At 39.0% G+C, this 26853-nt stretch carries 25 protein-coding genes; 4 read left to right on the top strand and 21 right to left on the bottom strand.

Annotated features, from left to right (window positions below):
• Positions 1 to 4: 4 nt before the first annotated feature.
• The 10 genes from OZZ83_RS01640 to OZZ83_RS01685 all read right to left on the bottom strand — a co-directional run bounded on the left by OZZ83_RS01640 (position 5) and on the right by OZZ83_RS01685 (position 9688).
• On the bottom strand, positions 5 to 1081 hold the full coding sequence (locus OZZ83_RS01640) for a carbamoyl phosphate synthase small subunit (RefSeq protein ID WP_002309321.1): 1077 nt from the start codon (positions 1079 to 1081) through the stop codon (positions 5 to 7).
• Positions 1082 to 1085: 4 nt separating this feature from the next.
• Complete coding sequence (locus OZZ83_RS01645) at positions 1086 to 2366, bottom strand: dihydroorotase (protein WP_002313786.1); 1281 nt, start codon at positions 2364 to 2366, stop codon at positions 1086 to 1088.
• A gap of 18 nt (positions 2367 to 2384) precedes the next feature.
• Positions 2385 to 3311, bottom strand: coding sequence for an aspartate carbamoyltransferase catalytic subunit (locus tag OZZ83_RS01650; protein ID WP_002309323.1), 927 nt, complete (start codon positions 3309 to 3311; stop codon positions 2385 to 2387).
• A gap of 12 nt (positions 3312 to 3323) precedes the next feature.
• A complete protein-coding gene (locus tag OZZ83_RS01655) occupies positions 3324 to 4607 on the bottom strand; it encodes a solute carrier family 23 protein (protein ID WP_002309324.1) in 1284 nt (427 codons plus the stop codon).
• 13 nt (positions 4608 to 4620) lie between these two features.
• A complete protein-coding gene (gene pyrR / locus OZZ83_RS01660) occupies positions 4621 to 5160 on the bottom strand; it encodes a bifunctional pyr operon transcriptional regulator/uracil phosphoribosyltransferase PyrR (protein ID WP_002295862.1) in 540 nt (179 codons plus the stop codon).
• Positions 5161 to 5395: 235 nt separating this feature from the next.
• Positions 5396 to 6307 carry an RluA family pseudouridine synthase gene (locus tag OZZ83_RS01665; RefSeq protein ID WP_002309325.1) on the bottom strand — a complete coding sequence of 304 codons (912 nt, stop codon included), beginning with the start codon at positions 6305 to 6307 and terminating at the stop codon, positions 5396 to 5398.
• Positions 6304 to 6768: a signal peptidase II gene (gene lspA / locus OZZ83_RS01670; protein WP_002309326.1), complete on the bottom strand. Its 465-nt coding sequence runs from the start codon at positions 6766 to 6768 to the stop codon at positions 6304 to 6306. The genes OZZ83_RS01665 and lspA overlap by 4 nt, the downstream gene beginning before the upstream one ends.
• A 4-nt stretch (positions 6769 to 6772) precedes the next feature.
• Entirely contained in the window at positions 6773 to 7471 is a 699-nt protein-coding gene (locus tag OZZ83_RS01675) for a CBS domain-containing protein (protein WP_002309327.1), read from the bottom strand.
• Positions 7458 to 7844, bottom strand: coding sequence for a hypothetical protein (locus tag OZZ83_RS01680; RefSeq protein WP_002309328.1), 387 nt, complete (start codon positions 7842 to 7844; stop codon positions 7458 to 7460). Before OZZ83_RS01680 ends, OZZ83_RS01675 begins: the two co-directional genes overlap by 14 nt.
• Positions 7845 to 8017: 173 nt before the next feature.
• Positions 8018 to 9688 carry a formate--tetrahydrofolate ligase gene (locus tag OZZ83_RS01685; RefSeq protein WP_002329182.1) on the bottom strand — a complete coding sequence of 557 codons (1671 nt, stop codon included), beginning with the start codon at positions 9686 to 9688 and terminating at the stop codon, positions 8018 to 8020.
• Between the two features lie 182 nt (positions 9689 to 9870).
• On the opposite strand from OZZ83_RS01685, the gene OZZ83_RS01690 reads away from it, so the two are divergent.
• The gene (locus OZZ83_RS01690; protein WP_002309330.1) at positions 9871 to 10101 is read left to right on the top strand and encodes a cold-shock protein; all 231 of its coding nucleotides are present in this window, start codon (positions 9871 to 9873) and stop codon (positions 10099 to 10101) included.
• A gap of 103 nt (positions 10102 to 10204) precedes the next feature.
• Here the strand turns inward: OZZ83_RS01690 and OZZ83_RS01695 are convergent, their stop codons facing one another.
• Entirely contained in the window at positions 10205 to 10654 is a 450-nt protein-coding gene (locus OZZ83_RS01695) for an EbsA family protein (protein ID WP_002309331.1), read from the bottom strand.
• 78 nt (positions 10655 to 10732) lie between these two features.
• Between OZZ83_RS01695 and OZZ83_RS01700 the strand changes: the two genes are divergently transcribed.
• Complete coding sequence (locus OZZ83_RS01700; protein ID WP_002309332.1) at positions 10733 to 11137, top strand: ribonuclease HI family protein; 405 nt, start codon at positions 10733 to 10735, stop codon at positions 11135 to 11137.
• A 46-nt stretch (positions 11138 to 11183) separates the two neighbouring features.
• Here OZZ83_RS01700 and OZZ83_RS01705 read toward each other — a convergent pair whose 3' ends face one another.
• From OZZ83_RS01705 to alaS, 3 genes are all read right to left on the bottom strand, one after another.
• Positions 11184 to 12332, bottom strand: coding sequence for a cation diffusion facilitator family transporter (locus OZZ83_RS01705; RefSeq protein ID WP_002309334.1), 1149 nt, complete (start codon positions 12330 to 12332; stop codon positions 11184 to 11186).
• Positions 12333 to 12454: 122 nt separating this feature from the next.
• Positions 12455 to 13051: an ECF transporter S component gene (locus OZZ83_RS01710; RefSeq protein WP_002309336.1), complete on the bottom strand. Its 597-nt coding sequence runs from the start codon at positions 13049 to 13051 to the stop codon at positions 12455 to 12457.
• Between the two features lie 205 nt (positions 13052 to 13256).
• Positions 13257 to 15899, bottom strand: a complete 2643-nt coding sequence (gene alaS / locus OZZ83_RS01715; RefSeq protein ID WP_002313789.1) for an alanine--tRNA ligase — start codon at positions 15897 to 15899, stop codon at positions 13257 to 13259.
• Between the two features lie 390 nt (positions 15900 to 16289).
• Here alaS and OZZ83_RS01720 point away from each other — a divergent pair, with 390 nt between their 5' ends.
• Positions 16290 to 16721: a GNAT family N-acetyltransferase gene (locus tag OZZ83_RS01720; protein ID WP_002309339.1), complete on the top strand. Its 432-nt coding sequence runs from the start codon at positions 16290 to 16292 to the stop codon at positions 16719 to 16721.
• Between the two features lie 44 nt (positions 16722 to 16765).
• Here the strand turns inward: OZZ83_RS01720 and OZZ83_RS01725 are convergent, their stop codons facing one another.
• Positions 16766 to 18115 carry a DEAD/DEAH box helicase gene (locus OZZ83_RS01725; RefSeq protein ID WP_002309341.1) on the bottom strand — a complete coding sequence of 450 codons (1350 nt, stop codon included), beginning with the start codon at positions 18113 to 18115 and terminating at the stop codon, positions 16766 to 16768.
• Positions 18116 to 18184: 69 nt separating this feature from the next.
• Complete coding sequence (locus OZZ83_RS01730; RefSeq protein WP_278023282.1) at positions 18185 to 19348, bottom strand: VanZ family protein; 1164 nt, start codon at positions 19346 to 19348, stop codon at positions 18185 to 18187.
• A gap of 128 nt (positions 19349 to 19476) precedes the next feature.
• On the opposite strand from OZZ83_RS01730, the gene OZZ83_RS01735 reads away from it, so the two are divergent.
• On the top strand, positions 19477 to 19800 hold the full coding sequence (locus tag OZZ83_RS01735) for a hypothetical protein (protein ID WP_002309344.1): 324 nt from the start codon (positions 19477 to 19479) through the stop codon (positions 19798 to 19800).
• Positions 19801 to 19839: 39 nt separating this feature from the next.
• On the opposite strand, the gene OZZ83_RS01740 is transcribed toward OZZ83_RS01735, so the two are convergent.
• The 5 genes from OZZ83_RS01740 to OZZ83_RS01760 form a co-directional block, all read right to left on the bottom strand.
• Positions 19840 to 21348 (bottom strand): AbgT family transporter, encoded by a 1509-nt coding sequence (locus OZZ83_RS01740; RefSeq protein WP_325066004.1) that lies wholly within the window; start codon positions 21346 to 21348, stop codon positions 19840 to 19842.
• 253 nt (positions 21349 to 21601) lie between these two features.
• On the bottom strand, positions 21602 to 23020 hold the full coding sequence (pepV, locus tag OZZ83_RS01745) for a dipeptidase PepV (protein ID WP_325066005.1): 1419 nt from the start codon (positions 23018 to 23020) through the stop codon (positions 21602 to 21604).
• 88 nt (positions 23021 to 23108) lie between these two features.
• Positions 23109 to 24458, bottom strand: a complete 1350-nt coding sequence (locus tag OZZ83_RS01750) for an APC family permease (RefSeq protein ID WP_002309348.1) — start codon at positions 24456 to 24458, stop codon at positions 23109 to 23111.
• A 63-nt stretch (positions 24459 to 24521) separates the two neighbouring features.
• Complete coding sequence (locus tag OZZ83_RS01755) at positions 24522 to 25475, bottom strand: L-threonine 3-dehydrogenase (protein WP_278023281.1); 954 nt, start codon at positions 25473 to 25475, stop codon at positions 24522 to 24524.
• A 101-nt stretch (positions 25476 to 25576) separates the two neighbouring features.
• Positions 25577 to 26767, bottom strand: a complete 1191-nt coding sequence (locus tag OZZ83_RS01760; protein WP_002309350.1) for a glycine C-acetyltransferase — start codon at positions 26765 to 26767, stop codon at positions 25577 to 25579.
• Positions 26768 to 26853 lie beyond the last annotated feature (86 nt).

Raw genomic sequence — 26853 nt, forward strand, 5'->3', positions numbered from 1 at the left:
CTGTTTACTGCTCCTTTCCTGCATCCATCATTTCCATAAATTCATCAAATAAATGTAGTGCATCGTGCGGACCAGGAGCAGCATCTGGATGAAACTGCACACTGAAAGCGGGATAATCTCTGTGTTTGACTCCTTCTACTGTTCCGTCATTTACTTCTACATGGGTTACGATGAGTTTTTCTGAATCAATCGTGGCTTCATCGACTGCATAGCCATGATTTTGAGAAGTAAAATCAATTCTTCCGGTCGCTACTTCTCGTACCGGGTGATTTAATCCTCGATGTCCGAATTTCATTTTATAGGTATCTGCACCGTTGGCTAAAGCAAATAACTGGTGACCAAGACAAATACCAAAAATCGGTACTTTTCCTTGGATTTTTTTGATCATTTCGATTGCTTCTGGCACATCTTTTGGATCACCAGGTCCATTCGTCAGCATGACTCCGTCTGGTGATAACGCTAAAATCGTCTCGGCATCTGTGTTATAGGGAAGTACTGTGAGGTTACAGTTTCTTTTACTCAATTCTCGTAAAATACTATGTTTCAAGCCGAAGTCAATGACGATAACTTTCCGTCCTGTTCCTGGACTTGGATAAGGTTTGTTAGTGGAGACTTGCTGCACTTGATTGGTTGCTAGAACGGTTGCTTTCAGCTGATCAAATGCATGTTCGAAGGAATCTCCAGCATCAACGATACTTGCTTTCATCGTTCCGACTTCACGGATTTTACGAGTAAGGGCGCGCGTATCGATACCTGATATTCCAGGAATCCCTTTTTGTTTCAAAAATGAATCTAGCGTCATTTGGTTTCGCCAGTTTGAAGCTACACGCGCGTGCTCTTTTACTACTACTCCTTTGCATGTTGGAGAAATCGATTCATAATCATCTCTATTTACCCCATAATTGCCCACCATAGGATAGGTAAATGTAATGATTTGACCGTTGAAACTTTGATCGGTGATGGTTTCTTGATAACCAGTCATACTTGTTGTAAAAACGATTTCTCCGAAGACATTTGCATCCGCGCCAAAAGCTTTTCCTTCGAAAACTGTTCCATCTTCTAATATAAGCAAACGTTCCATATTTTTATTCTCCCTTCTGCCACACAAGTTTTCCGTTGACAAAAGTCATTTGTGTTTCACCTTTTACTTTCCAGCCGATAAAAGGTGTATTTTCCCCTTTTGATAAAAAGTCTTCTTTATCGATCGTGCAAGTTTTTGTAATATCAAAAATTGCTACATCAGCGGGTGCGCCGACTGTCAGCGTTCCTGCATTCAAACCAAAAATCTCAGCCGGTTTAACTGCCAGCCAATTGATTACTTGTTCCAATGTGAATTGTCCAGTTTCTACAAAATGAGTGTAGATCAGTTGGAATGCTGTTTCGCTTCCTACTATGCCAAATGGCGATTTCATGAAGCTTTGGCTTTTTTCTTCTAATCCATGTGGGGCATGATCTGTAGCGATACAATCGATCGTGCCGTCAAGCAAACCTTCGATCAAGGCTTCCCTGTCCTTCCGTCCTCTTAGCGGTGGATTCATTTTCCAAAAGCCGAAATCTTCGGGAATATCTTCATCGATCAAAATAAGATGATGGGGCGAAACTTCCGCTGTTACGTGGATTCCTGCTTTTTTTGCGTCTCTGATTACTCGGACACTCTCTTTAGTAGATACGTGGCACACATGGTAATGAACACCAGTTGCTTCAGCTAGCAACAGATCTCTGGCGATTTGAGAAGACTCGGTTACACTTAAGATCCCGGGAAGACCCAGTTCTTCTGCCTTCTTGCCAGCATGCATAACACCGCCAAATAATAAAGATTCGTCTTCTGTATGGGCTACTAGTGCTTTATTGTTTTTCGCAGCTTCTTTCATAGCCAGATACATCGTTCCAGCCGTTTGGACACCTACACCGTCATTTGTGAAAGCAAAAGCACCTTCTTCAATCAGTGCTTCTTGATCAACTAATTTCTCACTTCGCAGATTTTCTGTGATTGGCGCATACTGTAATACCTTCACAACTGCATCTTTTCTAATGATGTCATATACTTGTTTCAGCTTTTCTGCCTTATCAGGTACAGGATTTAAATTCGGCATCGCGCATACAGTAGTAAAACCACCACGTGCAGCTGAGCGAGTTCCAGCTTCGATCGTCTCCTTGTATGTAAATCCTGGCTCTCTCAAATGGACATGGACGTCCACTAAACCAGGTGTGATCAATTGTCCCTTTGCATCAAACACTTCATCAAATTCGGCTTCTGAGAATCCTGTACCGATTGCTTTGATTCGCCCATCTTCTATCCAAATTTCTGCTGGTGTCGTCATATTTTTTCGTGTATTGATCTGACCGTTTTTAATGAGTGTTTTCATTTTTCCATCCTCCTATAATTACGCTTTTCCATTTAGCACTGCTTCTAAGATTGCCATTCTGACAAAGACACCATTGCTCATTTGTTGAACGATTCGTGACTGTAATCCTTCCACTAATGAATCAGCTAATTCCACATCGCGGTTAACTGGTGCTGGGTGCATAATGATTGCATGTTTTTGCAGCTTCTTCGCACGTTCAACTGTTAAACCATATTCCTGATGGTAGCCTTCTTTTGAGAAGCTTTCTTTTCCATCATGGCGTTCGTGTTGCACTCGAAGCATCATCATGACATCAACTTGATCTAGTAGTTCGTCCAATGGCATATAATGTCCGTATACTTCGAATTCATCGTCGTACCATTCTCTAGGACCTGAGAAGAATACTTGTGCACCTAAGCGTTTCAACATCTGCATATTGGATTTCGCTACCCGAGAGTGGGTGATGTCCCCCACAATGGCAACTTTCAGTCCTTCAAAGTGTCCAAATTCTTCATAAATGGTCATCAAATCAAGCAAGCATTGGGTTGGATGCTGTCCGCTTCCGTCTCCCCCATTAATAATCGAGCACTGGATGGTTTTGCTTTGTATCAGTTCGTCATAATAGTTTTCATCACCATGACGGATGACCGCTACATCTACACCTAATGCAGACATCGTCAGTACTGTATCGTATAACGTTTCTCCTTTTTGGACAGAGCTTGTACTTGCTTCAAATTCAATCACTTCAAGCCCTAGTTTTTTCTCCGCTACATCAAAACTTTTATGTGTGCGGGTACTATTTTCGAAAAAGAGGTTTGTAGCAAAGTACTGGCGCTTTTGCGGAGTCCAATTAGCCCCTTGCTTGAATTCTTGCCCTCTGCGAATCAAGCCCATAACTTCTTGGTCAGTAAGTGCCTCAACGGTCAATAAATGCTTTAAACTGATACGTTCTGATTTGATGATCATAATGTTTCCTCCTTAGTTTTCTTCGCTTCGTGAAGTTTCTGGTAAGATAAGATTTAAAACGATGCCAAGTACAGTTGCTAACGCCATTGCCGACAATGTAAATGTGCCTACTTCAAAGACAAGTCCGCCAATTCCTACTACTAGTATAACTGAAGCAATCAACAGATTTTTCTTTTTGTCAAAATCGATTTTGTTCTCGATCAAAATCTTCATTCCGCTTGCTGCAATGACACCAAACAAGATAAAACTGATTCCTGAGATGACTGGTCCAGGGATACTTAAAATCAAAGCGCTTAATTTTCCTACGAATCCCAAAACGACTGCAAAAACTGCAGCTCCCCCAATCACAAACACGCTATGGACGCGTGTGATAGCCAGAACACCAATGTTTTCGCCGTAACTTGTTACAGGAGGTCCACCAACGAAGGCTGCTACGATTTGTGCTAAGCCATCACCTGTCAACGTCTTATGAAGACCCGGTTCTTCAAAGAAATTACGTTTAGTTAGTTTATTCAATACCATAAGATGGCCGATATGCTCTGTCATCGTCACAAAAGCGATGGGCGCCATTGTTGTGATTGCTCCAAGATATAGCTTTGGTTCATATTGTAAAAATGGAATCTCAAAGTTAGGAACAGCAAACCAAGCAGCGTCTACGATTGGCTTAGTATCCACGATTCCAAACAGCAAGGCTACGATGTACCCGCTAATAATACCTAGTAAAATCGGAATCAATCCGAGAAAACCTCTTAGCCACATGTTGAAGAAGATGGTCAATCCTAATGTGATCAGTGCTACGGCAATATACTTGAAATCATATGTGCCTTGATTATACATAGCATTTGTTGCTGCATTTGCCGCAAGTCCCAACCCGATAACCATGATGACTGGGCCGACGACGATCGGAGGCAAGATTTTATCTAGCCATGCTGAACCGATCTTTTTGATGATCAGCGCAACAATCAAGTAGACTAATCCAGTTGTGACTGCTCCTTGTGCAATCGCTGGATAACCATCTGTTTTCATCAAAAGCTGCATCGCTGCAATGAAAGCGAAGCTGCTTCCTAAGTACGCAGGTATCTTTCCTTTAGTAGTAAATAAGTACACCAATGTACCTAGTCCTGAACTGACTAGTGCGATACCTGGATCGATCCCTACTAAGATAGGTACTAACACGGTTGCTCCGAACATCGTGAACAAGTGTTGTAAACTTAATCCAACCCAATGTCCTGGGGTTGGGCGATCGTGGATATCTAACACCACGTCATCATTATGAAATCCTTTTTTCTCCGACATGTTTCTCTCTCCTCTAATCTTCCTCTTTCAAAATCATGATGCGATCTTGTCCATCAAGCTCTTGCATCTCTACTAAAATCTCTTCCGCCCGAGATGTTGGAATGTTCTTCCCAACATAATCTGCACGGATTGGCAATTCTCGATGCCCACGATCTACTAGGACTGCTAATGAAATTTTTCTTGGTCTGCCAAAATCCATTACTGCGTCCATTGCTGCTCGAATCGTTCGTCCTGTATACAAAACATCATCAATCAAAATAACTTCTTTTCCTTCTAAGGAAACTGGGATGTCAGAAGAATGAAGTTCCGGTTCTTCTGGATTTTCTTTTTTGTCATCTCGGTATAAAGTGATATCTAGTTCTCCTACAGGAATATCGATATCTTCTAGCTGCTTCAGGCGTTCAGCGATTCTTGATGCAATGTAGATCCCTCGTGTTTTGATACCTACCAATACGATATCTTGGATACTATGGTTTCTCTCGATAATCTCATAAGTAATTCGAGTCAATGCTCGCTTCATCGTTACCTGATCTACTACTTCTTTTGCTTGCATTTTCATTCCCCCTACTTTTTTGCATAAAAAAACTCCTGCCCTAAGAGGACAGGAGGAATGTTTAGACTGAGCGTATACTGATACACTGATAGCTATACTATGTCAATGAGCAATTTACTTTATGGCGCACCATACGTATCCTTGCTCCCACCCTTCTTAGCCTCACGGGACTAAACTTAAAGGAATTCTATTAAGTTTTATGCTTTCGTTGTTAATTACTATACCGTTATCTAAATTAAAATGCAATGTTTTTTCTTAATTTTTCTAAAGTTTTTTCAAAAACTTCTGGAAGAGGTGCTTCAAAGATCATCTTTTCGTTTGTAGTCGGGTGCGTAAAACCTAACATTTGCGCATGGAGAAACTGACCATTGCCTTTCAAAGTTTTCTTCGGTCCGTATACTGGATCTCCAGCTAACGGATAACCGATATACTTCATATGCACGCGGATCTGATGTGTTCTTCCAGTTTCCAGTTTTAATTCAACTAGAGTAAATCCTTCAAAACGTTCCAATACAGTAAAATGCGTGACAGCTGGCTTTCCATCTTCTCTTATCGCCTGCATTTTTCGGTTTTCTTTCGAACGGCCGATTGGCGCATTGATCGTGCCTTTTTCGTGAGGAATCTCTCCATGGACTAAAGCAACATATTTACGTAAAGAAGTCTTATCTTTTAATTGCTTAGCTAATGATTCGTGTGCCTGGTCATTTTTGGCAACCATCAGCAAACCTGAAGTATCTTTGTCGATTCGGTGGACGATACCCGGTCGGATAACTCCGTTGATCGTAGAAAGATCCTTGACATGATACATCAGCGCATTGACCATTGTACCATGCGTATGACCTGCTGAAGGATGAACGACCATTCCTTGGGGTTTATTGATTACCGCGACATCTTCATCTTCGTAAACAATGGTCAACGGGATGTTCTCTGGGACAACATCTAATGTTTCTGGTTCAGGGATCAAGACAGTGATCTCGTCTCCTTGTTTTACTTTGTAATTTGCTTTGACTGGTTCTCCATTGACAGAAACCGCACGTTCTTTCAGCCACAATTGAATTTGCGAACGGCTGTAATTACTGAATAGATTAGTCAATACTTTATCGATCCTACCAGATTCATGATAAATCGTTGTTTTAAGTTCTGTCATTTTTTTCTTTGATCCTTTTCATCTAAAATAATATAAATTAATATACAGATCACTCCGCATACAAGTGTCACATCTGCTACATTGAAAATTGGAAAGTTCATAAAGTCTGTTTGAAACATATCTACTACATAGCCAAGTCGGAGACGATCAATAAAGTTACCTATCGCACCAGCTAGAATCAGGCTCAATCCAATCATGAACCAGCGATTACCTTTTTCACGATTTTTAATCATCAATGTGAGAATCACAACGACTGCAATGAGTGTCACTATAGTAAAGAACCACATCTTCCCTTCTAGCATACTCCATGCGGCTCCAGTGTTTCGAATATGATTCAGTGACAATATACCTGGTATAAGACTTTTCGTCTCTCCAAGCGCTAAATTATCAGTGATCCACCATTTGACCAGCTGATCCACTCCCACTAGCAGAGCGCTGAATATCCAATAAATAATTAACAAAAAATCAATCCTTTTCTATTTGTTTATAAATATCGCGAGGTCGTATGATCCCAAGCAGATTACCATCGGGATTACCATCTTTAGTGATAAGTACGGCTTCCAAAGTTCCTTGCTCACGAAACATCGCTTCAACCTCGTAAATATGTGTTTTAGCTGGAACAAAATGATAATTTGTGTACTTCCCATTTTGGATAATCAAATCCAATGCTCGTTTATTTGTTAAATCAACAGGACCTTTTTGGCTTTCTTTTGCTAGCCAAAATCCGATATTCCGTAAAGTAATCAATGCTACAAATTTTCCTTTATTATATAACGGAAACTGTGAATACCTTTTTTCTGCTACTATCTTTAACAGTTCAAGTAGCGGAAGATCTTGCTCAAAACCGGTTACACGTTTTGCAAATCGAGGTAGTACGGTTTCTGGGCGTATCAGTTCTTGTTCGATCAGCTGGATTCGCTTGACTGTCCAATCATTTGGTTCTGCAATGACAAAATCGACGGCGATTCGGTCATGGACGATTGCATTCCTTAACTGAGCAAGCTGTAAAAGATCATCTTCATATTTTCTGATCATCAATTGTTTTCTTTGAGCTAGGCGTCTGACAAGTTCGGTAAATCCCATGTTTCGTGCATTTCCCATCTCGTCTCTCATCCATTTTTCGATTCGATTGAAACTGATTAAAAAAAGATCAGAGTTTGCCATAATTTTCCTCCTTGATCAAATATGCCCGGTTTTTTATATAGAAAAAGAACGCAAACATCACGACAACTGCAAAAAAACTGAAAAATAGATTTTGTAGGAAAACGGCCCCCAACCCAGTTGCCAGAAATAAGAACGGGTAGATTTGAAGAATCAAACTATTCATTGTGATCACATAAACAGGCTTTGCTTCTTTCACTGTATAAACGGGGCTTTTTAGCCAATAAAAGGTGACCTGCATCGTAAAGGGAACTTCCAGATCAAGCGTTATCTTTTGTTCATGATTGAGAAAACTGCGTTTTTCATTATTGATTCTTAATTGAATCGAGCTGCCCATACCGTAAAAACCGGTTTTTCTTATAAATGTCGTTTTCATCGTACCCTCCTATTATGCTTTAGTATAGCTCAAAATACAATAAAGAAAAAGAATGATCCTAGTGCAAACACAATTAATCTCTTGACACCTTCAAAAAAAGAAGCTGTAGTCAAAATACAGCTCCTCTTATGTTTAATGAAAGTCATTTAGTATACGGTAGATTATAATCAAGCTTAAAACAAACCAAATACTTCTCCGTCGTTTGTCACGTCCATATTTAATGCAGCAGGTTTTTTAGGCAAACCAGGCATCGTCATAACATCCCCAGTTAAGGCTACTAAAAATCCTGCCCCTACTTTTGGGATGATTTCTCGGATGGTGATGGTGAAATCTTCAGGTGCGCCTAGCAATGAAGGATCATCAGAGAATGAATATTGGGTTTTCGCCATACAAATCGGCAAATTATCCCATCCATTTTTCGTAAATTCTTCTATTTGTTTTTGCGCCTTTTTACTAAAAACAACACCATTTCCTCCGTAGATTTTCTTGACGATTGTTTCAGTCTTTTCTTGTATCGTTTCTTCTAGGAGATACAATGGCTTGTAATCAGCTTCTTTTCTATCAATCAATCGTACCACAGCTTCTGCTAAATCAACGCCACCTTCTGCTCCATTTGCCCATACACTTGCTCTTTTAGCAAGGATTCCCTGATCTTCGCACAAGTGCTCCAGCAGTGTAAGTTCACTATCTGTATCTGTTACGAATTCATTGATTGCAACGATCACAGGGAGTTGGTATTGTTCCATGTTACGTATATGACGTTTTAAATTTGCAAAACCTATTTTCAAAGCGTCAAGATTCTCATTTTTAAGTTCATCTTTTTTCATTCCGCCATGCATTTTCAATGCGCGGATTGTTGCGACGATCACCACTGCATCCGGCGCTTTTTTCAAGTTAGGTACTTTGATATCTAAAAATTTCTCTCCGCCAAGATCTGCACCAAATCCTGCCTCTGTGACAACGTAATCTGCTAATCTCAATGCTGTCTTGGTAGCTAAAATACTATTGCAGCCATGGGCGATATTGGCAAACGGTCCCCCGTGGACAAAAGCTGGTGTTCCGTAAATTGTTTGTACAAGATTCGGTTTGATGGCATCTTTCAGCAGTAATGCCAGAGCGCCTTCTGCTTTCAAGTCTCCAGCAGTCACAGGCTGACGGTCAAATGTATAGCCGACAACGATTCTTGCAAGACGAGCCTTTAAATCTTCGAGGTCTGCCGCAAGACACAAGATAGCCATGATTTCGCTAGCAACTGTGATATCAAACCCATCTTCTCTTGGGACACCTTGGATTGGCCCACCCAAGCCAACGATTACTTTACGCAGTTCACGATCATTGAGATCAACTACCCGTTTCCAAATCACTCGGCGAGCATCGATGTTCAATTCATTTCCTTGATGAATATGATTATCTAAAAGAGCAGATAATGCATTATTAGCTGTTGTGATAGCATGCATGTCACCAGTAAAATGCAAGTTGATATCTTCCATAGGCAATACCTGTGCATATCCTCCGCCTGCAGCACCACCTTTGATTCCCATCACAGGACCAAGTGAGGGTTCTCGCAATGCAATAACAGATTTTTTATTGATTTTATTGAGCGCGTCTCCTAACCCTACAGTGATTGTTGACTTTCCTTCGCCAGCTGGTGTTGGATTGATGGAAGTAACTAAGATCAAATGCCCTTCAGCGTTATCCTTTGATCGATTGATTCCAGAAAAATTGATTTTCGCCTTATATTTCCCATACAGTTCCAAATCGTCTTCCTTAAGATCTAATTTACTAGCTACTTCAATAATCGGTTCTAGATCTGTTTCTTGTGAAATTTGCAGATCACTCTTCATTTGATTACCCCTTTTCACGAACTTTATTAAAAAAAATACCTTCTTTGTTAAGATATGCCAATTATACCTTGTTTTATTCAGAAAAAAAACATTAAATTACGGGTTTTTAATTTATTTGACGTACTTATAAATACTCTTTATAATGAAGGCTATGATCAGACTTTAGAAAGGTCGTGAGTGCTTTGACCACAGGAATTGTAAAATGGTTTGACAACAAAAAAGGATACGGCTTTATCAGTTATGATGACACAGAAGAAATTTTTGTACATTTTACTGCGATTGAAGAAGAGGGATTCAAAACTTTGGAAGAAAATCAAGTGGTCGAATTTGAGATCATCGAGGGGAATCGAGGAACACAAGCTGCCCATGTCAAGAAAGGCAGTGTTCACACTTCCGAATCCAGTATACATTGATTTAGATAATCAAATAGAGTGAGACGCTTAACGGGTTGATCCGTACGTCTCACTCTTTTCTTTTCCTACAAAGATTCATTTCTTCAGGGCCTATTTTTTAAAATTAACTTTTTCTATTTTTCGTATATGGGGTATTATTTCTTTGCTGTTGAGAAGATGGTCCTACTTTAGGCCCACTTTTTTCAAGATGATCAAAAAGAACCACTTGATCTTTTTTTCGCATCATAAAAACAGATGGGGCTTTCTCATTTTGCAATGTCATTTGTACTCCTGTATTAGTCGGTGTCAAAGATCGAATCTGTCCGACAGTTATTTCCCGGTCTTTCCAAAAAGCAGCATAGCGTATGATGACCGAGTTGGATTTTAAAATAAAAGAACGCCGCCATCCTAGAAATAGAAAAACAAGAAAAACACCTAAAACAATATTGCTTTTCCAATACGGACCTGTGTTTTCTAAAGAAAGAATCAGACTAAAAAACAGAATGATCAAGGTCAATGACCAATAGATGATCGTATGTGCCAATTCAGGCTGCCATCGAATATTTTTTTTCATTCTCTAACCTCTCACCGATTCAGTAATGATATAATCTTACCATAACATTAATTTGAACAAAAAGGAGAATCTCTTTTTATGTTAAAAGTATACATTGATGCCTCTACAAAAGGCAACCCTGGACCTAGCGGAGGAGGGATCTTGATTGTCTATCAAGGTAAACAAGAACAGCTATCTATTCCCCTTTCTGTAGGGACAAACCATCAAGCAGAGTTCGAAGTCTTTTTAAAAACTTTAGAATTTCTAAAGAATAAGGGTTTACAGAATGAAACGATTTTCTGTTTTTCAGACAGCAAAACACTGGTTTCTACAGTCGATAAAAACACAACGAAAAACGAGCTTTTCCTTCCCTATCTCCAAAAAATCAAAGAACTTCTGCCCGACTTTTCCTTGTTAATCCTACAATGGTTGCCCGAAAACAAAAACAAAGGGGCAGATAACCTCGCACGACAAGCCCTACAAAAACAATTAAAAGAAAAATAGACTCTTCGAAGAAAAAACTTTAAAGAGTCTTTTTAGTATCTTGTCTTTAATACAAAAGATAATTGTGATCAAAAGTGATTTCCAAATGATAATCTCCGATTTTTTCTTCTATTTGAATACGTAAAATTCTTTCGAGTTCTGTATCATCAAATTGGAATTTTTCAGGAACAACTACGTCAAACTGCAATGTTTTCCCTTGATGGATGACTCTAAAATCATGTATATCGAGCCCTCTACCTGTTTCAAAAAGAATTTGCTTTAATTGATGCAAGATATTATAGTATTTTTCGTTATCAACAGGCATTGGGTCCAAGTGACAGACAAGTTCTACGTCTAAAGACTTTTTGAAGTCTTTTTCTATCAGGTCAATAATCTTATGTGCTTCATTCAAATTCATTGATTCATCTACTTCGATGTGGACTGATGCAAAGCGTTTATTGGGTCCATAGTTATGCACCAGCAAATCATGATAGCCAAGTATATCGTCGCAGGCATTCAAGTGTTCTTCCATTTCTTCAATCTCTGCTGACGTTGGGCGACTACCTAATAGCTCATATACAAAATTCCGAAGCATAGTTAAACCACTATAAAGGATATATAATGCTAAAGCAAAACCGATATATCCATCGATACGCCATCCAGTTACCCATTCGATTGCTGCTGAAAGCAATACAGCCAGTGTAGTAAAGACATCATTATAACTATCTGTTGCTGTAGCTCTCAATGTTTCAGAATCAATGGATCGTGCAATAACCTGGTACATTTTTCCTTGTGCAAATTTCAAAAAGATGGAAATGATCAGGACAAAAAAGACGATGGGTGCTAAAGAGACATTTTCTGGATGGATGATTTTTTCAACGGATGACTCTAAAAATTGAAATCCTACATAAGTAATGATGATCGAAACAAATAACCCACTGATATATTCGAAACGTTCATGTCCATAAGGATGTTCCTGATCCGCTGGCTTTGCAGCAATTTTAAATCCAATCAAAGTCAATATAGATGAAGCAGTGTCTGATAGACTATTCACTGCATCAGCCATAATGGAGACACTCCCTGAAAAAAGCCCGATCATTAGCTTAGAGACAAACAAGATTAGATTCGTAACCAATCCTAATATGCCAGCTAGTACTCCTTTTTTTGTCCGCTGTTGCGGTATTTGTTTCTTTTTTTCTTCTTGTTTCTTAACCAAGTTTTTTATCCCTTCTAGTTTGCTTGTTGCTCAGGTAAAAAGATGGAGAGGACAATTCTTTTCCTCTCCTCTCTTCCTTTTTCCATCTATCATGCGTCCTACTATTCATTCAAAGATGGCCGTTATTCTGGTTTTAATGGCGTTGCTGCAAATAACGCTTTTGCTAGTAATGGTGTTATGATTCCCGCTCCTATTGCTTCAGGTATCCCATTGATTGCTGCAACTCCTGCTAAGGTTTTAAATAAAAGAGCAGAATCTACACCATAGGCATCTGCCGTTGCACCTGTATAAAATAATCCCATGAATCCTAACACTAAGACTGTATTGACCAATGAACCTAATACCCCTGCAAAGACCGAGCTGATCGTTATTGATTTATTTTTTTGATAAATCCAGTGGAAAACCAAACCAGCTACTAAGCCAACAAGCACTCTGGGAACTACCGAAATAATCGGGTTCGTGAATACCAATGTATCAAATGGCGTTGTCGGCATGGCGTAGGCACGGACAATTGTAGCAATTCCCCAAAACAGGCCAATTACCATCCCATCTTTTGGACCCAATACTACTGCGGCAATAATTACTGTAATATGAATAATCGTTAAACTAATGAACCCTAATGGAATAAAGCCAAGCCAAGGTACCATAGCTTGTACGATGATGATTGCTAATAAGATAGCACGTAAGACTAGTCGAAAGGTTTTATTTCTGCTATTCATTTTTTTCACCCCTTTTATTTATACTAATCGTAAAAATTTCTGTCACTTTCGTCAACTAAAGACCATCCGAAATCGACCATTTGATTAGATGCGCTCTTCTATTCCATCGAAAAAAGTATGAGGGCAAGACTATTTGTCTTCGCCCCCATGATCGTGTTTCGTTCAATGATTGAACAGTTGTTTTTTTCTATCAAACATAAACGGTCTATTGTTGCGCAAGCCATTCTTTCGCAGCTTTAAGTGCATCTGGAATACCAGCAGGATTTTTCCCACCAGCTTGTGCCATATCTGGACGTCCACCACCGCCACCGCCTACTTTCGGTGCGATTGCTTTAATCAAGTCGCCAGCTTTTAGTCCAGCTTCATTTGATTCTTTCGTCATTGCCGCTAGCAGACTGACTTTTCCTTCTTGTTCGTTTGCTAAAACAAGAATGTCTGAAATATTTTTTTGTTTCCATTGGTCAGCTAATTGACGCAGCTGATTCATGTCTTTCACTTTTACTTGTGCTGCAATGATTGTTTTTCCATTGATCCTTTCTGGATTCTTGAATACATCACCGGCTTGTTGATTCGCTAACTTGCTAGCTAATTGTTCATTTTCCTTTTGTAGCTCTCTTACTTGCTGTTGCAATTGTTCCGCTTTTGAAACAACTTCCTTCAATTGAGGTGATTTAACAATTGTTGCTACTTGTTTTAGTTGTTTTTCTTCTTCTTCAAGTAGTTCATACGCTTCTTTGCTTGTTACAGCCTCGATTCGTCGCACGCCTGCACCAATTCCTGATTCAGAAACGATTTTGAAGATTCCGATGTTTTCTGTGTTTGCTACATGTGTGCCTCCGCACAGTTCGATTGACCAACCGCCAATATTGACTACGCGAACGTCATGTCCGTATTTTTCACCAAACAAAGCCATTGCACCCATATTTTTGGCTGTATCGATATCTGTTTCAATTGTTTCAACTGGGATAGCTTCCCAGATTTTTTCGTTGACGATTCTTTCCATTTCAGCTAATTCATCTGAAGTGATTTGACCAAAATGGGTAAAGTCGAATCGTAAATGTCCAGGAGCGACTAAAGAACCAGCTTGATTTGCATGCTCGCCAAGTACTTCTTTCAATGCTTTGTGCAGTAAATGGGTTGCTGTATGGTTTTTGATGATACGGTTGCGCATCGATTGATCGATCAATAGATGATAAGTTTGTCCTTCGCTCATTGGTGCTTTTACTTCTACTGTGTGCATAAATTGACCATTAGGCGCTTTTTGAACATCTGTAACAACTGCAACGATTTCTCCTGCTTCATCCATGATCCAACCTTGGTCTGCTACTTGGCCACCCATTTCTGCATAAAAAGGTGTTTGGTCAAAGATCATTTGAGCTTCACCTTCTGCGATTTCATTCAGAAGAGATTCGCCTTTTACGATGACCAATAATTGACTATCTGATTCTTGCTCCGTGTATCCGATGAATTTACTTTCTACTTTGATATCTGTCAATAAAGCAGATTGTACACCCATTGATTTTTCTGTACTACGGGCAGAGCGAGCACGTTCACGTTGTGCGTCCATTTCTTTTTCAAAACCAGCATGATCAACTTTCAGTCCTTCATCTTCTGCCACTTCTTCCGTTAATTCTACTGGGAAGCCATATGTGTCGTATAATTTGAAGATGTCTTTTCCTGATAGAGTCGTACCGTTTTCGTTTTTCACTTCTTGGATCACTTGATTCAAGATTTCCAATCCTTCATTGATTGTTTCATTGAAACGTTCTTCTTCTGTACGGATAACTTTTTCAATAAATTCTTTTTGTTGAAGTACTTCAGGATAATAACTTACCATGATTTCCCCAACGACAGGGACTAAACGATATAAGAATGCTTGTTCAATACCTAATTTTTTCCCATGCATGACCGCGCGACGAAGCAAACGGCGTAAGACATACCCTCTTCCTTCATTCGATGGTAATGCACCATCGCCAATAGCAAATGAAAGGGCCCGAATATGATCTGCGATTACTTTGTAAGAGATATCTGTTACTGGGTTTTCACCATATTTTACTTGTTTGCTTAGCTTTTCTACGGCGTGGATAATAGGCATAAACAAATCTGTCTCAAAGTTCGTGGGCGCATCTTGAACGATTGAGACCATACGTTCCAATCCCATGCCCGTATCAATGTTTTTATGAGGAAGTGGTTCAAATGTATTATCAGGTTTATGGTTGAATTCTGAAAATACCAAGTTCCAGATTTCTAAATAACGTTCATTTTCTCCTCCTGGATAGTTTTCAGGATCATCTTCTGCTAAATCGTTATAAGCTTCTCCTCGGTCATAGAAAATTTCTGTATCTGGTCCACATGGGCCTGCACCGATATCCCAGAAGTTGTCTTCTACATCAATAATGTGATCTAACGGTAGACCGACTTCTTCATGCCAGATGCGTTTTGCTTCTGTATCTTTTGGATAAACTGTTACATAAAGTTTTTCTGGATCGAATGCCATCCATTTTGGATCAGTCAAAAATTCCCATGCCCAGTGGATGGCTTCATTTTTGAAATAGTCACCAATAGAAAAATTGCCCAGCATCTCAAACATCGTATGGTGACGTGCTGTTTTACCGACATTTTCGATATCATTTGTTCGAATAGACTTTTGGGCATTTGTGATTCTTGGATTTTCTGGTACAACTGAACCATCAAAATATTTTTTCAATGTTGCAACACCAGAGTTGATCCATAATAAGGTTGGATCGTTCACGGGGATCAAAGACGCACTAGGTTCAATTGTATGTCCTTTAGATTGGAAGAAATCAAGAAACATTTGTCGAACTTGTGCACTACTTAATTGTTTCATATCATTACCTGCTTTCTATAAATTAAATACAAAAAAACACCATTACAGCCAAGGACGAAAACTCGCGGTACCACCTTGATTGCAATGATGTGTAATCATTACCTCTTAAACTCGATAACGCTGAGCTGCGTCGGTATTTCTACCAAAATAGAAAAAGGGAGCAATTTGATTAGTGACTATTCTTTTTTCAGCCAAGAAAGAATTTTCTGTGAGTCTTAAAAAAACAAATCATGTCCTTTTCGTACTTTAATAAGTATACGCATTCTGTCAATCACTGTCAATATCTCAATTACCTATTTTTATTTCCTTTTGGTCATATTCCATATTTTTTGGTACGATAAGGATAAAGAAATCAATACATCTCTGTTATTCATGATAAGGAGGAATATGATGAAAAAAATAGTTGGCGCAGATGAATGGATCCGCGCAGCTAGCTGCTTTTTGAGATATCAAGTTTTTGTATTAGAACAAGGAATTCCTGCAGAACTAGAATTCGACGGAAAAGATATCCCGCAACAAAACTATTATCTATTTCTTGATAAAAAAAGACCAGTAGCCACATTGCGTTATGAAAAGAAAACACCTACTTGCTTCAAGCCAGAACGCTTTTGCGTAGCAAAAGAATACCGAGGAAAAGGGTTAGGCGGTCAGTTGCTTGAAGCTGCAGAAAAACGGGCGATGTCAGAAGGTTGTCAGACTAGTTATGTAGTAGCTGAAATGACGGCTGTAGATTTTTATGAAAAACAAGGGTATCATACTTGCACGAAACCTTTTATTGAAGATGAAGTACTTTGTATCGGAATGGAAAAAAGTCTCGCTTAAAAACAAGAGACTGTGACAAAAGGCGTGTCACAATCTCTTGTTTTTTATTTATGCGAATTTTTCTTATTTTTACGAGCAATACGACTTTGCTGTCTGCGTTCGATTTTGCGTTCTTTTTTATTTTTTTCTGCAATTGCCCAATCGATTTTTTTCTTATAACCAGGCTTGATCTTTTTCTTTTTCTTCTTCACAAGTCCAATCAGAGTTGGGTCTAATACATCCTTTGATTTTTCTCGTTTGGTACGTCTATTACGATCATATGTTTTAACGATTTCACCATTTTTGATTTCTTTCGGTTCAAATGAGACGCCTAATTTCTCGATCGCATCAATGGCTTGTTCATCGTTTGGTGAATACAACGTAATGGCCGTTCCTTTTAAACCATTACGTCCAGTACGTCCGACACGATGGATAAAGAAGTCCAGATCTTCCGGGATTTCTGCATTGATAACATGAGAAACACCTTCGATATCGATTCCTCTAGCAGCTAAATCAGTCGCTACAACATATTGATACTCCAGATTCTGTACTTGTCGCATCACTCGTTTTCTCTCTCTTGGTGTGATGTCCCCGTGAATCTTTGCTACTTTCAATCCTTGGTTTTTCAAATAATCAGCAATTTCATCCACATGCTGTTTTGTATTGGCAAATACGATTGCTAAATAAGGATGACCAATCGTCAGCAGTTGATAAATCATTTGATTCTCATCTTTACCTTTTGTTGAGATCAGCCAATTTTCGATATCTTCAGAAATAACTGCTTTCGGCTTGATTTCTTCAATGATTGGATTCTCCATATATTTTCGCAAGAATGGACGCAGTTTTTCTGGAATAGTGGCAGAAAAGACTAAGAACTGCAATTTTTCTGGTAACCGACTTGCAATTTGGTCTACTTCATTTAAAAAACCCATATCCAATGTCATATCCGCTTCATCAACAACAAATGCAAATGCTGTGTGAATCTTCAACGCTTGTTCATTCATCATGTCTAATATTCTACCTGGCGTGCCTACTACGACCTGTGGCTGCTGATGGTGCAGACGGTTTAACTGACGCTGTTTGTCTGTCCCCCCGACAAAATTCGAAACACGGATCTCCGGTGTAGAAAATTTAGCGATTTGTGTAGCTGCTTCATAAATTTGTGCAGCCAGTTCTCTACTTGGAGCTGTAATAACAACTTGTACTTCCTCTTTATCTGCATTGATTTTTTCAAACAACGGCAACAAAAACGTATGTGTTTTTCCTGTACCAGTTTGAGATTGCCCAATGATATTTTTTCCTTTTGCAATTAAAGGAATCAAACGTTCCTGGACCTCTGTGGGCTGTTTGAAGCCCTTTGCGGCTAACGCTTCATTGATAAATGGTTTGAAGCGAAATATATCAAAATTATTCATTCGTGCACCTCTTCTCTTTAAATTATCACGACTTTGGCATTATAACATAGACAAAGTATTTTTGCTCAGCTAATTTCGAGAATCATCATCCTTTGTTTGAGCAATCGTGCTAACGGTATATGTGTGACTAGCTTTTTCATAAAACAGAATCCGTTTTTTTCTCAAAAATGATAGCAAGATATTTAAAATAAAAATACCTTGCAGTAGCAAGACACCGAGAGAAATGAATACTGCACTCATCTGCAACACCGTATTCGTTGTCGAATTCATGATTTGCTGAAGCAACTGCCCCAACCAGCTTAAACCATAAAAAAGAAAATATAGATACCCATAGCGGATGATCAATGCTTTCAAAGAAATTCGCTCGCGGTCTTGCTCCACCAAGCGGATGCGTACAACTTTTTTCCCAAGTGTCCATCCATTGGTTATAAACGGTACAATCATAAAGTATAGCCCTACTTCCAATAAAAGCCACCAGATATGAGAAGTAACTGTCCCTGAATCGAACGCAAGTTTAAAGAAAATCGCTGCGATAAAATTGACAATAGATAAAAATGTCCAGTCGATCAAATAAGCGACCAAACGTCGTGTCAACGAGACAGTTTTTCCTTTTTCATAAGAAAGTTCATCCATCCGTCTTCTCGTAGGAAGCATAAATGTAAATAACGGCGTAACAACAAAACCAATGATTCCACCCAATGTATTTGTCACTAAATCATTCACATCAAATAAGCGGTATGGTCTTGGGTAGATAAAATAAAGGCCACTTAGCTGCGTCAGCTCAAAAAATAGTGATAGACAGAAACTAGCAATCATCGTTTTCATAAAAGAAAGCCGGAAATAATATCTTAAATAAATGCCAAATGGTATGAGTAATAAAACATTAAAAGCTGGTTCCAAAAACACACTCTGCTTCATCGCCGGCAGACAGGTACTAGGTTCAGATAATACCAATACCGTGTTGTCTCTGAAATGTTGCCATGAAGCAAATAAATGCAGCTCCATCTTTGGTCCTGTCATTTGGGCAACCGTCTCCTTTGCCGGAAGTGGTAAGATTACCAGAAAGTATGCACACAATAAATAGAAAACAAAGGAATACAAAATAACTGCCCTTGTTACTAGAAATGTTCCATACTTTCGATATTCATAAATAAAAAAAACAGATGAAATCGCTAAGGCTAAAAATGGAAAAACAACCAGCGCAAAACGAATCGGTTCGATATAACTTGCCATGTGACTCCTCCTTGATTCTTTGTATCTCCCTTATCTTAGCAGTCCTTTGCTGTTTCAAGCAAGTAACGAGGCTATTATTTCTCATTTCTTTCAAAGTAAAGTAAGATAAACTCAAAGGGGGTGTCGAGATGCTGAATATGTACTTTGTTTTTGGCGTACCTATTTTTTTACTGTTCCTTTATGCAACAATTGCTTATGTAAGAAAAAGAACTACGATTCATTATTTAGGATTTATTCTCCTGATTATTTCAGGTTTCATGCTTGTCTTCAACCTTCAGACTTGGCAGCAAGCGCTTTTTGAAATGGATAAAATGACTCCACATGCTTTGTCTAAAATGATTGGCTACCCTGTCTATCTGATTTGGCTTCCCATTTTCATTTCTGGTTGCTTGGTTTTATTAAATATTTATCGCGGTGTACGCCGAATATTTCTCTTACGCAAAGCAAAATAACAGGCAGAAATCGGTTGAACCCGGTTTCTGCCTGTTTTCTCAATTCAAATGCATACCGATCCCTGGTCCTAGCGGTAGCTGGAATACATAATAGAGAATAAATAAAATGATCCATGTGATAGTTAGACTTACAGCATGTGGTAGCATTATGGAAATAATCGTTCCGACACCGGTTTTCTTTTGATATTTCGTGGCAAATGTAACGATCAAAGCAAAATACGGCATCAGTGGCGTGATAATATTGACAGGAGAATCAGCTACTCGATAAGCAGCCAAAACAGCTTCTGGAGCTACTCCCAACTGATAGAGTAATGGAACAAATATTGGGGTTAAAATAGCAAATTTTGGTATCGCTCCCACTAAAATAAAATCAAGAATAAGTGCTAGTGCTAAGAAACTAAGTAACAAGGCTAAGCTGCTCAAATTCATATCTTCAATAATCGTGGCTGAATTGACTGCCCAAACAGTACCTAAATTAGTAAAATTGAAATATGAAATGAATTGGCTAATGATTAACAATAAGAAAATCATCCCGCCTAAGTTGCTGAATACTTTAATAATCGGATTTACTACATCCAAACTGGATTTGACTTTTCCAACTGCCTTTCCAAAACATATCCCTGGAATCAAAAATGAAATCAAGATCAAAGCGATTAAACTATCCATAAAAGGTGTAGAACCAATCAATTCATCAGTTTCAGGATGGCGAAGTGGGGCACCACTTGGTATCGTAATCAACAGGATAAATGCCAGCACCACTGTAAATCCCCAAAAAGCCCAATGTAAGCCTTTCGATTCATCGGTAATCTCATCGTTAGCAATCATTCCTTTTTCTTGGAAAGTTCCTAAGCGAGGTTCAATGAGTTTTTCGTTAATGATAGTGGAAACAATCACTACTAAGATGGTTGATGCAATCGAAAAATAAAAATTTGCCATTAAATCAACAGAATAGGATGGATTAATGATATGTACTGCATCATTTAATATTTCGGTAAGCATTCCATCCACTGGCGTAATAACTAAGTTGACACCAAATCCTCCTGAAACACCTGCAAAGGCCGCAGATAAACCTGCTAAAGGATGTCGCCCGACTTTATAAAATACTGCTGCACCTAATGGAATCAATACTAGATACCCAGCATCAGAGGCAATACTCGACATTACGCCAAGAAGTACTAGTACCGCTGTCAGACTAGATTTTGGTACTACCTTTACCAGCTTTCGAATCATCGCACCGATTAAGCCAACCTCTTCTGCAAATCCTACGCCTGCCATCGCCACTAAAGTGACTCCAAGAGCCTGAAAGCTCATCAGATTTGAGACGATCGAAGTCAACATAAAACGGATCCCTTCACCACTCAACAAACTTTTTACATGTGTAGTAGTAAGCTCTAGTGCTCCTGTTTCAGCATTAATAGCATCAAACGTAACGTGTTGACCCATTAGATAAAAAATATGAGACAGTACTCCTACAATAACGATCAAAATTAAGAATATAATAGCTGGATGGGGCACCTTGTTCCCTAGTTTTTCTACTGTATCTAACACTTTATCTAATCTAGAATGTTTTTCTTTTGGCGTCTATTCTCCTCCTTTTTCAAACCAGATGAAAGAAAAACAAGCTTTTTCTATCATCTGGTTCATTTTTATTTTTAGAAGCTTCTTTACTTCAAGAAAATTGCCGTCTTATTCTCTGCAATCTTTCAAACTTTCATGAATATTCTTTTTTACTGAAGGATACAAACGTTACGAGTGTGAAAATAGTTACGACTGATTGGTAACGTTTTTTCTATGAATACGTTTATTTAACCAAACGGTAGATTGCTTCAGCGTAAATAGCTGTTGCTTTCAAGATATCTTCTACGTACATATATTCATTTGGCTGATGCATTACATTTTCTCTACCAGGAAATAAACTACCGTACGCACATCCTTTTTCCAAGATTCGTCCATACGTACCTCCACCAATTGTTTGTTCATAACCTTTTTCCCCAGTATGTTTTTCGTAAACAGACAATAATGTTTGGATGAATGGATCATCTCCTGAAACATAATGCGGAGTCTTGATATCTCCAATTATCGAAATTGATACTGATTCATTTTGAAGGACAGTCAGCAAGGATTCTTGAATTTTTTCTTTTGTAATCCCTTTTGGATGACGAATATTAAGAATGATCTTTTTCTCTCCTTCTTGCTGATAAATGAATACATTAGCACTTGAAGTCACTTTTCCCATCACGTCATCTTCATAATCGACCATTAACCGATGCCCATTATAGTCTTCATGCAGATAATTGGCAATGACAGAAAGATAAGCAGATCCTGAGCTGTCTAATGGATATTGATGCAAAAAGTCGGCGAGATAAGTTCCCGCATTGATACCAAATTTTGGTTCTTGGGCATGTGCAGCTTTTCCATACAGAACGAAGGATGCTTCTCCTTCCTTATATTCAAAAGTCCCTTTCAATTTTTTGTCATCTAGATATTTTGTATATCCAGCTTCTAAAGAAGATAACTTTTCCAAATCAGGAATTTCCAAGACGGCTATTGCCTCGCTTGGTACCATATTTGCACGCAAACCAGAAGAGAATCTTTTCAGTTGCATTTTGTCTGCCTTTTCTTCCTTCAAAGAAAAACTCAGCTCGAAAGATAAAATCCCTTTTTCACCATTAATGATTGGGAAATTGGCATCTGGCGAAAATCCAAATGCTGGCATTTCTTCTTTTTCCATATAATGATGGATACCTATCCACTCACTCTCTTCATCTGTTCCGAAAATGAATCGAATTTTTTTCGATGTTGATAATTGCAGTTCTTTGATAATTTTCATCCCATAATAGGCAGCAATACAAGGACCTTTGTCATCACTTGAACCTCTTGCGAACAATTTCCCTTCTTTGACGATTGGTTCGAACGGATCAGTTGCCCACCCTTCTCCTGGCGGTACGACATCTACATGTCCTAAGATACCAAGTGCTTCTGCTGTTTCTTCCCCATATTCTATATGTCCGGCTAGATTATCAATGTTTTTAACTCTGAAGCCATCTCTTTCCCCAAATGACAGTACTTTTTTCAATGCTAAAGCAGGACCAGCACCTAGTGGATATTCATCTGTCTGATGTTCGATATCCCTTACACTATTGATGCGTAGCAATTCACTTAAATCCTCTAGCAACATCTCTTTTCTCTTTTGTGCTTCTTGCAACCAGTTTATTTCCATAAGATCCTCCTTGGTAGAAATGACTTAATTTCTTAACGGGTATTTATGGTCAAAAGTTTGTTTCCAATGAATTTCAAATCATTTTTTGCTATCTACGTTTCAAATAAAGGTAAAACGGGACACCAGCAAGTGTCAATGCAATCCCCATCGAAGCTAAAAAAGTTTGAGTGATAAGTGTGCTTGATACAATAAAGGTTCCTCCAATGATTGCTACTAATGGGATAAACGGATACATTGGAACTTTATATGGTCGAATCAGATCAGGTTCTTTTTTACGAAGAAGGATGACACCAACAAAGACCATCGTATAAAAAATCCAAATGACAAAGATCAGCATATCTGTTAGTGTATCAAAACCACCGACCATCATCATGCCAATAGCGATGACTAGCTCTAAGATACCCGCGGCTACAGGAACTTTAGTTTTATCATGAAGTTTAGCAAAAAGCTTGCTAAAAGGCAGGTTGTTTTCTTTTGCCATAACGTAAGGAAGACGCATTCCAGTAAGAGTATAGCCATTGATAGTTCCATAAACAGAAATCAAGATACCAACTGTGACTAGTCTTCCACCAAAGCCGCCAAAAATCATTTTTGCAACATCACTTGCCGCATTGCTGTTTCCTACGACTCCGTCGATAGACGCAGTTTTTAAGAAAACCGCATTTACTAATAAATAAACGATCATGATTCCGATGATTCCTAAAGAAATGGCTTTTGGCAAATCTTTCGCCGGCTTTTTCAATTCTCCCGAAATATTTCCTACGTGTATCCAACCGTCGTATGCGAACATCGTTGCTAGTAAGCCAGCTCCCAAAGCAGAGAAAAATGAAAGGTTTTCTCCTGCTTGGATCGGAAACAGTTGGAAGTCTACTCCTTCTTGTCTGAATAAACCAAAAATAACGATCACAAACAAAGGAATGAGTTTGCAGACAAGCGTAATCGACTGAAAAGCTCCTCCAGCTTTAGAACCTAAAAAATTGATCAGCATGATCGATACAGCAGCTGTAACAGCTACAGGAACAATCATCGACTGGGAAAGATCAAATAAATTGACGAACTGTGTACCGAAAATGATCGACAAGGCTGCTACATTTGCTGGAAAATAAATCACGACTTGAGCCCAGCCAAGTAAAAATGCTGCTGTATTTCCATAAATCCGTTCGATATATTTGATCATCCCGCCTGTTTCAGGAATAGCCGCTGCCAATTCAGCTCCTGTCAGTCCTGCACAAACAGAAATCACACCACCTAGAAACCAGGAAAACATATGCAAACTGACGGTACCTGTTACTTCTGCTACGCTTGCGGCTTTGAAAAACACCCCTGCACCGATCACTGTGCCCATAACAGTCGATAAAGCAGTGAAAAAACCCATCGTACGCTTCAATTCATTTTCCGTTTTTACTTCCTTTATTGGCGTGGCTTGATATTCTTCCATTACTTACCTCCTTACATACCATAGCCAAAAAGTATAGAAACCTTTTTGGCTATAGTTCTTGTTTTATACCGTCTCTGCTAATTTTTCTCTCAGTTTTTCCAACATATCCTTTGTCATTGCATCTAAATCGTATTTTGGTGAAAAGTCCCATTCCTCTTGCGCACAAGAAACATCTAGTGAGTTTGGCCAAGATTCTGCTATCGATTGACGCACAGGATCGACATCGTAATCCATTTCAAAATCTGGTATGATTTTTTGAATAGATGCTTTGATTTCTTCAGGCTCAAAAGACATTGCCGATATATTAAAGGCGTTTCGGTGAACTAATCGATTAGGGTCTGCGTTCCTGAGCTTTATAATGGCATCGATCGCATCTGGCATATACATCATATCCATTGATGTACCTTGATCAATAAAACTAGTGTACTTTCCTTCTTTGATTGCTGAATAATAAATATCGACTGCGTAGTCTGTCGTACCGCCTCCTGGCAAGGTCGCATAAGAAATCAATCCAGGGAAACGGACACCACGAGTATCTACGCCATATTTCACATAATAATAATCACATAGTAGTTCTCCAGCTACCTTCGTTACCCCGTACATGGTTGTAGGGCGCTGAAGAGTGTCTTGTGGGGTATGATCTTTTGGAGTATTTGGACCAAACGCGCCGATTGAACTTGGCGTAAAAAATTTCAGCTGGAATTCTCTAGCGACTTCCAATGCATTGACCAGCCCAGTCATGTTCAAATCCCATGCTAACTGTGGTTTTGCTTCTGCAACAGCTGACAAAAGAGCAGCCAAATGGATCAATGTGTCCACTTGATATTGTTCTGCTATGCTGCGCATTTTTTCGTAATCCATTACATCTAGGATCTCAAAGATATCGTTTTTCCCAATGACTTCAGGCATGCGTATATCTGTCGCAATGACATTTTCACTGCCTAGTTCTTGACGTAGCCGCGTGATCAACTCTGAACCAATTTGTCCTAAACATCCTGTCACCAATACTTTTTTCATGATGATCCTCCCTGATCTTTTTTTACTACTATCTTCAGATGATTAACAATATATGCGTGAACATGTTCTCTAATTTTAAATATGCGAAAAAAATAAATTAGTTAAATAATTTCCATTTCTTTTCCTATTTTTTGATAAATCGCTACTGCTTCATCAAGCATTTCCTTTGTATGTTCCGCAGTCGGCATATTTCTGATTCTACCTGTCCCCAGAGGAACAGTTGGATAAACGATTGGTTTAGCATAAATCCCATGTTCGATCAGTTTCTTAGAGAAAGTCTGAGTCACTTTTTCATCTCCTAAAATAACTGGAGTGATAGGTGTTTCAGACACACCGATGTTATAGCCGACTTTTTTCAATTCTTCTTTAAAATAATTAGCATTTTCCCAAACTTTTTCGACAAGTTCCGGATGTTCTTGCATCAAAGAGATCGAAGCCAACGCAGATGCAGCTGCTCCAGGAGTTAGCGAGGTAGAAAATAGAAATGGCCGGCTTCTGGCTTTCAACCAGTCAATCAGTGTTTTTGAACCAGCTACATAACCCCCAACAACACCTACAGCTTTCGATAACGTACCCATTTGCATATCAATTTTGTCGCTTAATCCAAAATGTTTGACGGTTCCTGCACCTTTTCCAGTTACACCTGAGCCGTGCGCATCATCTACATAGGTGATGAGTCCATATTTTTCGGCGATTGGGATGATTTCCGGCAATCGTGCAATGTCTCCATCCATGGAGAAAACCCCATCTGTGATATACATGATTTTTTTATATTTCTTACTTTCTACGGCTTCCTTTGCTTTATTCTCAAGGTCTTCCATATCTTGATGTTTGACTCGGATGATTGTTGCTCCGGATAAACGACATCCATCAATGATAGATGCATGGTTTAATTCATCCGATAAGATAGCATCTTCTTTTGTCATTACTGCAGAGATAGCGCCCATATTACAGTTGAATCCAGATTGAAAGGCGATTGCAGCTTCTGTCCCTTTGAATTCTGCGATTTTTTCTTCTAATTGTTGATGGATCTTCAGCGAGCCATTGATTGTTCGGACTGCACCTGCTCCTACGCCATAAGTTTCAGTTGCTTCAATACATGCTTTCTTCAATTCTTTGTGATTGGCAAACCCGAGATAATTGTTGGATGCCAGATTGATCATCTTTTTTCCGTCTACGATGATACAAGCACCATTTTCGCTTTCTAGTATATCGATCGTGTTGTACAATCCCTTTTCTTTCAGTTGCTCCAATTCTCTCTCCAAATACGTCATTAACTCTTTGGAAGACATGGTCTCCACCTCCATATTCATCTGTCTTGCAGAACATCCCAAACATATATCTTGTCATTCATCTACGAAGCAAGTATGCCACACGA

The sequence above is a fragment of the Enterococcus sp. E5-162 genome (assembly GCF_035725965.1).
In the GTDB taxonomy this organism is placed as follows: domain Bacteria; phylum Bacillota; class Bacilli; order Lactobacillales; family Enterococcaceae; genus Enterococcus_B; species Enterococcus_B lactis.